Raw genomic sequence first — 13,288 nt, forward strand, 5'->3', positions numbered from 1 at the left:
TCCTATTCTGCTGCGACACCATTGGCCGCTGGATGATCGGAGCCGTTGCCCGCGCGATGGCGGGCTACGGCGCTGGCATTGCACAGCGCATCTATATACGCGCCAACACAGGCGGGCAGGATATCGCGGTTACGCGCGCGCCCGGTAAAGCTTTCACCGCTGCTGGTGACTGACATTTCAATCAGCACATCGGCGATCTGGGCCTTGCTGCCTGAATCTTCGGCTTCAGCCGCGATGTAGCGCATATCGATAGACTCAACGCTGGCCGCGACACCGATAATATGGCTTACTGCCAGAAAGGCCGCGTCCATGGCGCCGGGCGCTGCGGCGACATCGGTCACCCGGCCCCGGCGCGGATGGTCCAGCTCCACGCGGGCAACCGGCTCGGCATTGGAGGCCAGCGGCGCGCGGATTTCCACGCGCGACAGCGTCCACAGCTCGTCATCGGACACGCCTTCGCTGCGCGACAATATGGCCGCGAGATGCGCCGTATCGACCGTACCGATCTCGTCAGCGACACGCTTGAACTCGGCAAAGGCGCGCGCAAACGCCTCGTCATCCAGCTTGAAGCCCAGCTCGGCGGCGCGGGCCGCCAGCGCGTGCTTGCCCGAATGCTTGCCCAGTACCAGCGAGCTGGATGGCCAGCCCACATCTTCCGGCTTCATGATCTCGTAGGTCTCGCGGTTCATCAGCATGCCATGCTGGTGAATGCCGGCCTCATGGGCGAAGGCATTCGCCCCCACAATCGCCTTGTTGCGCGGGGGATGGGTGGAGGTGATGCGCGACAGGGTGCGGCTGGCCGACATGATTTCCGGCGTGTTGACGGCCGTACTGACACCCATCGCGTCACGCCGTGTACGGATGGCCATCACGATATCTTCCAGCGCAGCATTGCCGGCCCGTTCGCCAATCCCGTTGACGGTGCACTCCACCTGACGCGCCCCGCCCCGGATCGCTGCCAGCGAATTGGCAACCGCCAGGCCCAGATCGTTGTGACAATGGGCCGAGAAGATAACGTCCTCCTCGCGCGTCACCTTCTTAGTCAGCATGCGGAATAGCTCGTAGATCTCTTCGGGCGTGGCATAGCCAACCGTATCGGGCACGTTGAGCGTGGTAGCCCCTGCAGCAGCAGCGGTAGACAGGGCCTCGACGAGGAAGCCCGGCTCTGTACGGATCGCGTCCTCGGCGGAGAACTCCACATCGTCGCAATATGTGCGCGCATGGGCGACCATGTCGGAGATGGCGGAGAGTATCTCCGCCGGGGTCATTTTCAGCTTGAATTCCCGGTGGATCGGGCTGGTGCCAAGGAAGACATGGATGCGCTTTCTGGGCGCAGCTTTCAGGGCCTCTGCCGCCGCATCGATATCGGTTGTCGACGCCCGTGCCAGCGAGCAGATGCACGGGCCTTCAATTTCGGCAGCGATGCGGGCAATGGCCCTGGCATCACCGGGCGAAGCGGCCGCAAAGCCAGCCTCGATGACATCAACATTCAGGGCCGCCAGCGCTCTGGCCATGGCCAGCTTGCCGGTCTCGTTCATCGAAAAGCCGGGTGCCTGTTCGCCATCGCGCAGGCTGGTATCGAATATGATGATCTGCCGGGTCATGATGCTGCTTCCAGTCTGGGTACCGCCGTTATCTCGTTCACCGACACGACGCCGTAGACGCGCGCGATCTGGGCTTTCAGCGTCTCGATCCGGCGCAGGCCGGGGCGTGCGCGCACGGTCATGCTGAGCGTGTGCGCGCCGGCGGCGGGCGCATAGTTTACCGCATCCAGCTCATAGCCACGGCGTTCTACAAGGCCGATAAGACGCACCACGGCCCCTTCTGCGGGCAGGAAATCGATATCGATCTGTGTGGTCATGGCTCAGGCCTCCATCATGTCGGAATTGGCTTTGCCCGGCGGCACAAGCGGCCAGACATTCTCACGCGGGTCAATGCGCACATGGCACAGGACCGGCCCGCGCGTAGATAGCAGGCGCTCCACGGCGCCCGGCACATCGGCCCGGCGGTCCAGCGTGAACGCCTCGATGCCAAAAGCTCGTGCGAGCTCGGCAAAGTCGGGATTGTCCCAGAGATCGACCTCGGAGAAATTCTCCTCGTAGAAGAGCTCCTGCCACTGCCGGACCATGCCGAGCTGGGCGTTGTCGATGAGGACGATTTTCAGCGGGATGCGGTAGCGGCGCAGCGTCGCCAGCTCGTGAATATTCATCATTATCGAGCCGTCGCCGCTGATCGTGACAACCGTCGCGTCCGGTTCAGCGAGAGCCGCGCCGATACCCGCTGGCAGGCCATACCCCATCGTGCCGAGACCGGCGCTGGTCAGGTGGGCCTGCGGGCGCGAGAAGCGGCAATGCTGGGCCACCCACATCTGGTGCTGGCCGACATCGCAGGTGGCGATGAATTTTTCCCCGGCCGCTTCGGAAATCTGTTTGAGCAAGGCAGGCGCATAGACGCCCGAGCCCGGCGCGTCATAGCGGAAGGCCCAGCGCTCGGCATTCTCCTCGCAGGTGCGCCGCCAGCCATCAATCCCGCCGGTCTGGCCGGAAAGGGCCGACAATATGGCGGCAACGTCGCCAGCCAGCGCCACATCGGCCTCACGCAGCTTGGAGATTTCCGCTGCATCGCCATCGATATGCACAACACGGGCATTGGCCGCGAACGTGTCCAGCCGGCCGGTCGCCCGGTCGTCAAAGCGCGCGCCGACACAGATCAGCAGATCGCTGTCATGCACGGCCATGTTGGCGGCCCGCGTACCGTGCATACCCAGCATGCCGAGGAATCCCGGCCAGTCAGTGGGCAGCGCGCCAAGACCTTTCAGGGTTGCCACAGCAGGAATGCGCGAACGCTGGAAGAAGGCGCGCAGCGCCTCTTCTGCTTTGCCCAGCGCGATGCCACCGCCAAAATAGAGGACGGGGCGACGGGCCGAAGCGATAAGACGGTCGGCAGCGGCCAACGCTTTCGCATCGAGGGGAAACACGGCCCGCGCCGCCGTCCGGCAGGCATGCGAGCGGGGGGAAATGCCGCTTGCCTGCGTTACGTCCTTGGGAAGATCGATGAGAACCGGGCCGGGCCTGCCTGAACGGGCAAAGCGGAAAGCCTCGGCAAAAATGTCAGGGATATCGGCCGCATCGCGCACCAGCCAGGAATGCTTCACGACGGGCAGGGTGATGCCGAACGTGTCGATCTCCTGAAAGGCGTCAGTGCCCATCAGAGGCGTCGCCACCTGACCGGTGATGGCCACCATCGGCACGCAATCCATGAAGGCATTGGCCAGACCGGTGACGAGATTGGTCGCGCCGGGACCGGAGGTGGCCAGACATACGCCTGGCTTGCCCGTCACCCGCGCCCAGGCATCAGCGGCGAGCGCTGCGGCCTGTTCGTGGCGGACGAGAATATGTTTCAGGCTGGATGCGGTCAGCGCGTCATAGACCGGCATGATCGCGCCGCCCGGATAGCCGAAGACATGGCTCACGCCCTGATGCTCCAGCGCGTCAATGACGAGCTGGGCACCCGAACGCGTGTCCGGCCTGGTATCCAGTTTGGGGGGCGATGCGGGCGTCATGATCCGGTTTCCTGCCCTTTACGCCTGACCGGCATTCGCGCCGGGCTGCAGCCAGCCCATGCGCGCACGCAGGCGCTCGCCGGTATGCTCGATCGGCTGATCGAGATCCTCGCGCAGCAGGGCCGCATAGCGCGGCTTGCCCGCCTGGTTTTCCAGTACCCAGTCACGGGCAAAGCTGCCTGTCTGGATATCGCGCAGCACCTCGCGCATGCGCTCTCTGGTCTCGGCATTGATGACACGCGGACCGGAGACCAGATCGCCATATTTGGCGGTCTCTGACACGAAGCTGTGCATCTTGGCGAGACCGCCCTCATACATGAGGTCGACGATCAGCTTCAGCTCGTGCAGGCACTCGAAATAGGCCACTTCAGGCTGGTATCCGGCTTCCACCAGCGTCTCATAGCCGGCAATGACCAGCTCGCTCGCTCCGCCGCACAGGACGGCCTGTTCGCCGAACAGATCGGTTTCGGTTTCCTCGGCAAATGTGGTCTCGATGGCGCCGCCCGCCGTGCCGCCATTGCCTGCGCAATAGGCCAGCGCCTTGTCGCGCGCCTTGCCAGACGCATCCTGCCAGACGGCAAAGAGGCTGGGCACGCCCGCACCGCGCTCAAACTCGCGGCGCACCAGATCGCCCGGTCCTTTGGGGGCAACCAGGATGACATCGATATCCCTGGCGGGCTGGATCTGGCCGTAATGGATGGAAAATCCGTGCGCGACCAGCAGCGCGTCACCAGCGCTCATATTGGGCGCAATATCATGCGTGTAGACCTCGGCGTGGGACATGTCGGGGGTCAGAAGCGCGATCAGCGAAGCGGCCTTTGCGGCCTCAGCCGGGCTGACCACCGTAAAGCCATCACCCTTCGCCGTAGCCTCCGCCCGGCCACCAGTGCGCGCGCCAACGATCACGTCATGGCCGCTGTCGCGCAAGTTTCGCGCATGGGCGCGGCCCTGACTGCCATAACCGATAATGGCCACCGGCCCCGGCTTTATCGCGGACGGGTTGGCATCATTGTCTGTGTAAATCCGGGCTTGCATTCTCGAGGTCTCCTTGGTGTGCGCTAGGCGCAAAAGAAAACCCCCGCTTCCGGGTGGGAGCGGGGGTTCTTGCATTTCAGGTCTTGTCTGGACCGTCAGGCAGGGACAACCGCTCCCGGTATGGGAATGGTAAGTACAATTACAAGTACGAGCGTAATGAGACCGGTCACGGCAATCATCCGTGTCCGGGTCTCGCGCTCTGCGCGGTCAGCCATGGCAATGGCGCGGCGGCTCATACCTGTTTTCCCCTGCAGCCTCAAACAGGCTGCTGCGACGGTGCGAAACAATCGTGTCTCGCATCTGCGAAAACCGTGAGGCAAGCGCAACAAAAGTGCAAGAGGAAATTTCTCCGGTTGTGTGTTAAATTTTTTATTCAATAATTTCTGACAGTTACGATGCAGATCGGCACCAGCAGCACCCGCCAGGCAAAATTTTTGTTTGACGCGATGTGCGTTTTGCATCGAAGCTCGTCGACAGTTAGCAGCCGCAGCAATGCGGGTTGCCTACCGATAAAGGGTCAGACAGATGCAGGCGATGAGCGCCTTCAGCACGAATGCATCGCACGGGTTTGAAACCCGTGATGGCGGCGTTCTGTCTGCCCCGCACATGACCATTATCACGACCATCATCACCACCACCGGCGGTACCGGGGGCGGAGCGGATATGGTCTGACGAGGCAGATAAACCTCACCACACCAAACCGACCCGCTCCCCACCCCGGCGAGCGGGTTTTTTCATGCCTTGAACCCAGCCCGACTTTCAGCACGAGACAGGAAACCGCCATGAAACTCCAACCCATGAAATCCGGCGCGCCGCCGCTTTGCGTGCTCAAATTCGGCAGCTCGGTCCTGCAGTGCGACGCCGATTACGACGCCGCCGCCCAGGAAGTGTTCCGGCATGTCCGCCGGGGCGAAAAAGTCATTGCGGTGGTTTCCGCGCTCGCGGGCGAAACAGATGCCCTTCTGGCACAAGGCGAACTTGTCGGCGGCAACGGAGCCACGCCCCATGCGGCGATGATGGCGCGCCTTGCACGGGTGGGCGAGCTGCGCTCTGCCGCCCTCATGGGTCTGGCGCTGGGACGGGTGGGCGTGCGGACGGCTATTCTCGATCCGCACGAAATCGGGCTGGAAGCGGAAGGCGATCCGCTGGACGCCAATCTGTGCGGTCTGAACAACGCCGCAGTGGCCGAGGCCCTGTCATCCCACGAAGTGCTGGCCGTGCCGGGCTTTACTGCGGTGCATGCCCGTTTTGGCGCGGTCACGCTGGGGCGAGGCGGCACGGACCTGACAGCGGTTTTCTTTGCGGCGCAATGCGGCGCAGCGCGCGTGCGCCTGATCAAGGATGTTGATGGCGTCTACGCGGAAGATCCGGCCGAGAACCCGCAGGCAGAACGCTATGCAGAGCTGGACTATGACGCCGCAGCCGATGTCAGCGCGGGCCTGATACAGCCCAAGGCCATCGCGGCGGCCAAGGCCGCCAATATCGTCATCGAGATCGCGGCCATGGGCGCCGGTGATGCCACCCGTATCTGCGCGGCTCCGGCCCGCAAGGCACCCGCCCGACCCGTACGGCGCCTGCGTGTCGCTCTGCTGGGCTGCGGCGCGGTCGGTGCCGGCGTTCTGGCGCATCTACGCTCCCGCCCAGACCTGTTTGAACTGAACCCGGTGCTGGTACGCCGTCCCGATGCCCGTCCGCATCAGGACGGGGTGCACTTTACCGATGATCCTGGCCTGGCGCTTTCGGGCCAGCCGGATCTGGTGGTCGAGCTGCTGGGCGGCGCGGATCATCCGGCGGAAATCATGAGCGCAGCGCTGAGCGGCGGCGCGCATGTTGTCACCGCCAACAAGGCGGCTCTGGCCCGCCATTATGACGCGCTTCACGCCGCAGCGCGTGACGGGGCAGCGCGGCTGTCTTTCAGTGCGGCGGTGGGTGGCGGCACGCCCATTCTTGAAGCGCTGGAACAGCGTGCAGGACACAATGGTCCGGTGCGGATCGAGGGCGTGATGAACGGCACGGCGAACTTTCTGCTGGACCGGCTGGCCGCAGGGGATGCATTCGACGATGCAGTGAAAGAGGCGCAGCGTCTGGGATTTGCCGAAGCCGATCCGGCGGCCGATGTCGACGGGCATGACGCCGCCGACAAGCTGTCCCTGCTGATCCGGGCCGCGTTCGGAAAGGCTGTCGACCCGGCCGGTATACCCAAGGATTCGCTTGCGCAGGCCGACCCGGCGGCGGTGAAGGCGGCACGCGCAGACGGGCTGGTCTTCAAGCAGATCGGCGTTTGCGAGTTGTCGGCCGACGGGCAGGTGAAAGCCGAAGTGCGGGTGCGTGCAGTGCCGGCACAGCACCCTCTGGCGGGCGCGCGCAACGAGGAGAACCGCTTCATTCTCACCTGCGCCGATCACAGCGTGCAAACCCTGTGCGGCAAGGGCGCGGGGCGCTGGCCGACGGCTGCAGCCGTGTTTGCAGACATCATGGACATTCACCGCGGACTGTCGGAGCCTGAAAAGATGGAATTCGCCGCGTCGGAACCGTCCAGAGCGCCTGCATTGCTGAGGGCCTGACCGATGGGCGGCAAGGAGAGGATGCGCGCGATGAAGGACATCGCCAGAGCGAGTGCACCGGCCAGCATAGGCAATGTGGGACCGGGATTTGATATTCTGGGCCAAGCGTTTGACGCGCTACAGGATGTGGTCACCGCCCATCGTGAGGCCGAACCCGGGGTTCGCCTCGGCGCGGTTTCCGGCCGGGTGAAAAGCCTGCCCGGTTCTGCTGCGCGCAATACCGCACTGGCGGCTGCAAAGGCTCTGCTCGACGCAGCCGGTGCCCGTTTCGGGGTGCGGCTGGATATTGAGAAGGGCGTGCCGCTGAGCGCGGGCATGGGCGGCTCAGCCGCATCGGCGGTCGCGGCGGCAGTGGCCGTCAATGCCCTTCTGGAAACGCCGTTCGCGCAAGCCGAGCTCTTGATGTTCGCCCTTGAAGGCGAGCGGGTGTCTTCCGATCCTCCGCCTTGGGACAATGTGATGGCAAGCCTGCTTGGCGGGCTGGTGATCGCTGCGCGGCTGGAGGCCAGTCAGGTGCGCCGCATACCGGCGCCCTCGGGCCTGGTGTCGATCGTCGTTCATCCTGATGCGGAGATTGAGACGCGCGCCGCGCGCGGGATATTGCGCCCCGCTGTCGCGATGGAGACGGTTGTCGAACACTCGCGGCGGCTGGCGGCCTTTGTGGCTGGCTGCGCCGCCAATGAACATGATCTGATCCGCGCCGGGCTGGACGATGTGCTGGTTGAGCCGCAGCGGCGATATCTTCTGCCAGCGCTTCCGGCCGTGAAGGCCGCAGCCTTGCAGGCAGGGGCGCTGGGCTGCTCATTCTCCGGGTCCGGACCGTCCATATTTGCATGGTGCACCGAGGCAGACCACGCGGCCGTCGAAGCTGCCATGTGCGCCGCCTTCGCCAGCGAGGGCCAGACCGCACACGCCTATCACGCGCCGATAAATTCCCGCGGGGCGAGACTGGAATCGTTGCCGGAGGTGGTGGGGTGAGATATGTCTCCACGCGCGGCGGCCAGTCCGTCAGCCTGAGCGAGGCAATCTGCCGGGGGAGCGCGCCCGGCGGCGCACTCTTCATCCCGCAGACCCTGCCCCGCATCAGTTCAGACGATGTCCAGCCCGGACTCTCGCTTGCCGAGCTTGCTGCGCAGCTTCTTGGCCCGTTCTTCGAGGGCGACGCGCTGGAGGCTGATCTGCCAGCCTTGTGCGCGAATGCCTTCGACTTTCCGGTGCCGCTGACCATTCCTGATCCGGCAAGGCCGGGCCTGCGCGCGCTTGAGCTGTTTCATGGGCCTACGGGCGCTTTCAAGGATTTCGGCACGCGCTTCCTGATGGGCGCTCTGGACTGCCTCGCCGATGAAGATGATCCGTTTACGGTGCTTGTTGCGACATCGGGCGACACCGGAGGGGCGGCCGCGCAGGCGGCAGAGGGCCGCAAGGGCGTACAGCTGGCTGTGCTGTACCCCAAAGGGCGCGTATCTCCCTTCCAGGAACATCAGCTGACCTGCTGGAATACGCCCGTGCGGGCATTTCGCGTGAGCGGCGATTTCGATGCCTGTCAGGCCCTGGTCAAGAACGCGTTCGCCGATGAGGAACTGACGCGCCGCTACCGGCTGACCTCGGCCAACTCGATCAATATCGTGCGGCTGCTGCCCCAGATGGTGTATCTGGCTGATGCGGCGCTGAAAGTCTGGCGGTCGAGCGGCACCCTGCCCGGCCTGATCATTCCCAGCGGCAATCTGGGCCATGGTCTGGCGGCGCTCTATGCCCGCTCCATCGGTCTTCCCATCGGGCCGGTAGTGATTGCCACCAATGCCAATGCCACCTTGCACGAATGGAACCAGACTGGCGTGTACCGCCCCCGGCCATCGGTCGCGACGCTGGCCAATGCGATGGATATCGGCACGCCGAGCAATTTCGAACGGCTCGATCATCTGGCATCAGACCAGCGCGCGATCAGCGTGGAACGGGTGGATGATGATGCGATCCGCACCCGGATAATCGCGGATTTCGAGCGTACCAGATATATATGGTGCCCGCATTCGGCCATTGCCGCCGAGGCTTGGCACCGCCTGCCGGAGGCCGCGCGCGAGCAGCGGGTCTGGATAGCGGCGGCCACAGCTCACCCTTACAAGTTTGCCGATGTGGTGGAACCCCTTATCGGGCAATCCATCGACCCCAGCGCGCCACTAAAAGCCGTCCTTGACCGCCCGTCACAGATGGACGAGCTGGCAGCGGACATGAACGCCCTGTCGCGGGCTCTGGCCGGTACGTTTCGTTCTTCAAGAGTGTCTGCAGGATACGCATAAATGACCACACGCCCGACCTCCCCCTCGCGCGCCCTTATTGAAGGGCCGAGCCGTGCACCGGCCAGAGCCATGCTGCGCGCAGCCGGTTATGACGACGCCGCGATGGCAAAGCCGATGATCGCCATCGTCAACACCTGGACGAGCGTCACGCCGTGCAACATGCACCTCAATACGCTGGCCGACCACGCGCGCGAGGGCATTATCGCTGCGGGCGGAACGCCGGTGGACTTCAATACGATTGTGGTCACTGACGGCATCGCAATGGGTACTGAGGGCATGCGCGCCAGCCTGATGAGCCGCGAATGCGTGGCGGATTCGGCGGAACTGGCCGTACGCGGACATTGTCTCGATGCGGTGCTGTTTCTGGCCGGATGCGACAAGACAATTCCGGCCGCCGCCATGGCGGCGGCGCGGCTCGATCTGCCAAGCGTCATTCTCTATGGCGGATCGATCATGCCGGGCAAGCTGCACGGCAAGGCGGTGACCATTCAGGACGTGTTCGAGGCCGTCGGCGCATGCGCTGCGGGCAAGATCAGCGAGGCGGAGCTGGGCGAGGTGGAGCGGCAAGCCTGTCCGGGCGCGGGCGCGTGCGGCGGACAGTTTACCGCCAACACGATGGCGCTGGCGCTGACCTTCCTGGGCCTGTCACCCATGGGGCTGAATGATATTCCGGCCACCGATCCCAGAAAGCCCGATGCCGCGCGGCGCGCCGGTGAGCTGGTCGTCGAAGCGTTCCGCGAGGGGCGCAATGCCAGGCAGTTTGTCACCCCGCAAACGCTGAAGAATGCTGCCGCCGCCGTCAGCGCCACCGCCGGGTCTACCAACGCGGTCCTGCATCTGGTGGCAATAGCCCGCGAGGCGGGGCTGGAACCGTCCGCCTTCGGCATTGACGATTTCGATGCCATTTCACGCTCAACCCCGGTGATCGCCGATCTGAAACCCGGCGGGCGCTATATGGCGCCCGACATGGCGGCGGCTGGCGGCTCGCCCCTGCTGGGCCGGCGGCTGAAGGAGGCCGGGCTCATCGCCGACGCGCCCACCATCACCGGTGACGCCCTGTTCGGGCTGGTTGCAGATGCAGAGGAAGCCAAAGGGCAGGACGTTATTCTGTCTGCGGAGAAACCGCTCAAATCGCGCGGCGGGTTCGGCATTCTCTATGGTGATCTGGCACCGCAGGGCTGTGTTGCCAAGCTGGCAGGCCATGACCGTCTGTCCTTTGAAGGGCCGGCCCGCGTGTTCGACAGCGAGGATGCCTGTTTTGAGGCGGTCCAGGCCGGGACAATCCAGAAAGGCGATGTGGTGGTCATCCGTTATGAAGGCCCCGCCGGGGGGCCGGGCATGCGCGAAATGCTGGCGGTCACAGCCGCCATTCAGGGCGCGGGGCTGGGCGATGATGTCGCACTGATTACGGATGGCCGGTTTTCCGGCGCCACTTACGGCTTCATGGTCGGTCATGTTGCGCCGGAAGCCGCGCGGGGCGGCCCCATCGCCTTTGTAAAGGATGGTGACCGGATCAGGATTGATGTCGATGCCCAGCGCATTGATACCGACGCCGATCTGGAGACGCGCATGAAGAGCGGCTTCACGCCGCCAGCGCCGCGCTATCCATCGGGTGCCTATGCCAAATACGCGGCGCTGGTGTCATCAGCGTCCGATGGCGCGGTGACATCCTTCCCGTTCGCCAGCTCCTAGCGGCTCGCCCAGAGCAGGGGCGCTGCGTCGGCCAGCGACGCCGTTCCGCCCACCAGGCGCACGATCGGATCACCCGGCGACCGCTCTGCCATGGCAATCAGCCGTGAAGGACGGGCCGCAAGCCGCCCGAACAGCCAATAAGAGGACAGGCGGGCAAGCAAGGGCTGCGCGGGCAGGGCGGGCAATGTCAGGCCGCGCTCCAGCGCGTCGAAAGCCTGGACTGCCCATACCAGGCCGCGCTGGGCATCACGCCCCGTTGCCCCGGCAAGGGCAAGTCCGGCCCCGCGGCTCGCTGCGATACGCACGGCAGGGGCGCTCACGGGCCACCGGTCGGAGAGGCCCAGCGGACTTGCGCTGCGCATGCGCGTGCCGATGTCGACAGCCGCACCGCCGGTGACCCTTTCCACCGCCCGATCAAAGGCCGGCCGGCGCTCATCGCCTGAGCGGGCGATGCGTACCGCTTCGATGATGGCATGGTCGGCCGCCAGCGGCAGGACGGTCTCGAATGTCAGCGCGCCATCCTCCCGGCGCAGGCGGTGAACCAGCGTGGCGGTGTCCTGATCGAAGCAGGCCGAACCGGTACGCACTTCGGCCCTGATGCTAGTGCGCACCCAGCGCGCCCGGTCGAGCAGCTCGGCTCCGCCCGGACGGGTGTCGATCACCATCCGTGCGCTGAGTTCCCCCTGACTTGTCTCGACAACAGCCCCGCCGGGTACGGACCTGATGGCGCTAACGCTTGCTGACAGGCGCAGGCGCGCAGACGGGCTCGTCTCTATCGCCTGCATGACCCGCCCGGCCAGCGCCTCGCCCCGCAAGAGGCCGTAGCGGCCGTCCGCAAACGGGCGGCCAGCCGCCAGATTGGCCGCGCTCATCTCCCAGCGTGTCCAGATCTTGTCAAACGCCGTACGGGGCCGGCCGGCCTCATACCAGCTCCAGCTACGCCGCGCGGTTGTGAGGCTCGCCGACTGTTCCAGCACCTCCACACGCAGCTGGCGCTGGGAAGACAGTGCGAGACGTTCGGCCAGCATGAGACCGGCCAGACCCGCACCGATAATGATGACATCCCTGTCGGCGCGCACTGGCGTCCATCCTTCTGTGTGTCCCGCTCCACCTTTCCCAATCTTCCCGTGCGCTGCAATCGGTCAAAACCGGTTGAGTGAGTTGTCAGTGAACAATAGTCTGAGGTGAAAAGCTTGCCGGGAGGAGACAGCATGGCCGCCAGGCCGACCCTGGAAGACTGGCGTAAGACCGCGCAGCGCTATGACTGGCGTGGGCACACAATCGCCTACTGGCAGGGCGGCGACTGGTCCGATGCGTCAAAGCCGGTCGTGATGCTCATTCACGGCTTTCCCACCGCCAGCTGGGACTGGGTGGATATGTGGGAGCCCTTGAGCGCGCATTTCCGCCTGCTGGCGCCGGACATGATCGGGTTCGGCTTCTCGGCGAAGCCGCCTGAATATGATTATTCCATCCGTGATCAGGCCGACCTGCATGCCGGCCTGTGCGCGGCGCTCGGGATCGCTGAATGCCATGTATTGGCGCATGATTATGGCGACACGGTCGCGCAGGAATTGCTCGCGCGGCATAATGGAAGCGAAGGCGGAACGCCGAAGCTGCAATCGGTCGTATTTCTGAATGGCGGGCTCTTCCCGGAAACCCACCACGCCACCTTCAACCAGAAACTCCTGCATTCGCCGATAGGCTTTCTGATCTCGCGCCTGATGACGGAGAAGCGCTTCCGCAAGGGCTTCTCCGAGGTGTTCGGCCCCGACACCCAGCCCGATGATGCGGTGCTTAAAGAGTTCTGGGCGCTGGTGACGGCCAATGGCGGCATGCCGGCCATCGGCCACAAGCTGATCCGCTATATCGCCGAGCGGCGCGCGAACCGCGAACGCTGGGTCGGCGCGCTGCAGGAGGCACAAATTCCCTTGCGCGTCATTGATGGCGGGGCCGATCCGGTATCAGGCGCACACATGGTCGCGCGCTATCGCGAGCTGGTGCCAAACCCCGACACGGTCATCCTTGAGGGGATCGGCCACTACCCGCAGGTGGAAACACCAGAGGCGGTGCTGGCCGCCTTTCTGGATTTCCACCGCACGCTGAATACTCTTTAGATAGACCAACGAGACGAGGGAGGGCCC

12 protein-coding genes are annotated in these 13,288 nt (G+C 64.7%); 6 read left to right on the forward strand and 6 right to left on the reverse strand.

Features of this window, described 5'->3' with window-relative positions:
• Nucleotides 1-2: 2 nt before the first annotated feature.
• From ACQ5ID_RS01615 to ACQ5ID_RS01635, 5 genes are all read right to left on the reverse strand, one after another.
• Nucleotides 3-1,604, reverse strand: coding sequence for a 2-isopropylmalate synthase (locus ACQ5ID_RS01615; RefSeq protein ID WP_429910729.1), 1,602 nt, complete (start codon nucleotides 1,602-1,604; stop codon nucleotides 3-5).
• Nucleotides 1,601-1,861 (reverse strand): ACT domain-containing protein, encoded by a 261-nt coding sequence (locus tag ACQ5ID_RS01620; RefSeq protein WP_429910730.1) that lies wholly within the window; start codon nucleotides 1,859-1,861, stop codon nucleotides 1,601-1,603. Before ACQ5ID_RS01620 ends, ACQ5ID_RS01615 begins: the two co-directional genes overlap by 4 nt.
• Nucleotides 1,862-1,864: 3 nt before the next feature.
• Nucleotides 1,865-3,562, reverse strand: a complete 1,698-nt coding sequence (ilvG, locus tag ACQ5ID_RS01625; protein WP_429910731.1) for an acetolactate synthase 2 catalytic subunit — start codon at nucleotides 3,560-3,562, stop codon at nucleotides 1,865-1,867.
• An 18-nt stretch (nucleotides 3,563-3,580) separates the two neighbouring features.
• Nucleotides 3,581-4,597: a ketol-acid reductoisomerase gene (gene ilvC, locus ACQ5ID_RS01630; protein ID WP_429910732.1), complete on the reverse strand. Its 1,017-nt coding sequence runs from the start codon at nucleotides 4,595-4,597 to the stop codon at nucleotides 3,581-3,583.
• Nucleotides 4,598-4,692: 95 nt separating this feature from the next.
• Complete coding sequence (locus tag ACQ5ID_RS01635) at nucleotides 4,693-5,058, reverse strand: hypothetical protein (protein WP_429910733.1); 366 nt, start codon at nucleotides 5,056-5,058, stop codon at nucleotides 4,693-4,695.
• A 73-nt stretch (nucleotides 5,059-5,131) separates the two neighbouring features.
• On the opposite strand from ACQ5ID_RS01635, the gene ACQ5ID_RS01640 reads away from it, so the two are divergent.
• The 5 genes from ACQ5ID_RS01640 to ilvD all read left to right on the forward strand — a co-directional run bounded on the left by ACQ5ID_RS01640 (nucleotide 5,132) and on the right by ilvD (nucleotide 11,147).
• The gene (locus ACQ5ID_RS01640) at nucleotides 5,132-5,269 is read left to right on the forward strand and encodes a hypothetical protein (RefSeq protein WP_371393204.1); all 138 of its coding nucleotides are present in this window, start codon (nucleotides 5,132-5,134) and stop codon (nucleotides 5,267-5,269) included.
• Between the two features lie 110 nt (nucleotides 5,270-5,379).
• Nucleotides 5,380-7,161 carry a homoserine dehydrogenase gene (locus ACQ5ID_RS01645; RefSeq protein ID WP_429910734.1) on the forward strand — a complete coding sequence of 594 codons (1,782 nt, stop codon included), beginning with the start codon at nucleotides 5,380-5,382 and terminating at the stop codon, nucleotides 7,159-7,161.
• Nucleotides 7,162-7,191: 30 nt separating this feature from the next.
• On the forward strand, nucleotides 7,192-8,139 hold the full coding sequence (locus tag ACQ5ID_RS01650; RefSeq protein WP_429910735.1) for a homoserine kinase: 948 nt from the start codon (nucleotides 7,192-7,194) through the stop codon (nucleotides 8,137-8,139).
• The gene (gene thrC / locus ACQ5ID_RS01655; protein WP_429910736.1) at nucleotides 8,136-9,455 is read left to right on the forward strand and encodes a threonine synthase; all 1,320 of its coding nucleotides are present in this window, start codon (nucleotides 8,136-8,138) and stop codon (nucleotides 9,453-9,455) included. Before ACQ5ID_RS01650 ends, thrC begins: the two co-directional genes overlap by 4 nt.
• The gene (gene ilvD, locus ACQ5ID_RS01660; protein WP_429910737.1) at nucleotides 9,456-11,147 is read left to right on the forward strand and encodes a dihydroxy-acid dehydratase; all 1,692 of its coding nucleotides are present in this window, start codon (nucleotides 9,456-9,458) and stop codon (nucleotides 11,145-11,147) included.
• On the opposite strand, the gene ACQ5ID_RS01665 is transcribed toward ilvD, so the two are convergent.
• Nucleotides 11,144-12,226 (reverse strand): lycopene cyclase family protein, encoded by a 1,083-nt coding sequence (locus ACQ5ID_RS01665; RefSeq protein ID WP_429910738.1) that lies wholly within the window; start codon nucleotides 12,224-12,226, stop codon nucleotides 11,144-11,146. The two genes, ilvD and ACQ5ID_RS01665, sit on opposite strands and share 4 nt — an antisense overlap.
• A 132-nt stretch (nucleotides 12,227-12,358) precedes the next feature.
• Here ACQ5ID_RS01665 and ACQ5ID_RS01670 point away from each other — a divergent pair, with 132 nt between their 5' ends.
• Nucleotides 12,359-13,261: an alpha/beta fold hydrolase gene (locus ACQ5ID_RS01670; RefSeq protein ID WP_429910739.1), complete on the forward strand. Its 903-nt coding sequence runs from the start codon at nucleotides 12,359-12,361 to the stop codon at nucleotides 13,259-13,261.
• Nucleotides 13,262-13,288 lie beyond the last annotated feature (27 nt).

Source organism: Glycocaulis sp., assembly GCF_050485565.1.
GTDB lineage: Bacteria > Pseudomonadota > Alphaproteobacteria > Caulobacterales > Maricaulaceae > Glycocaulis.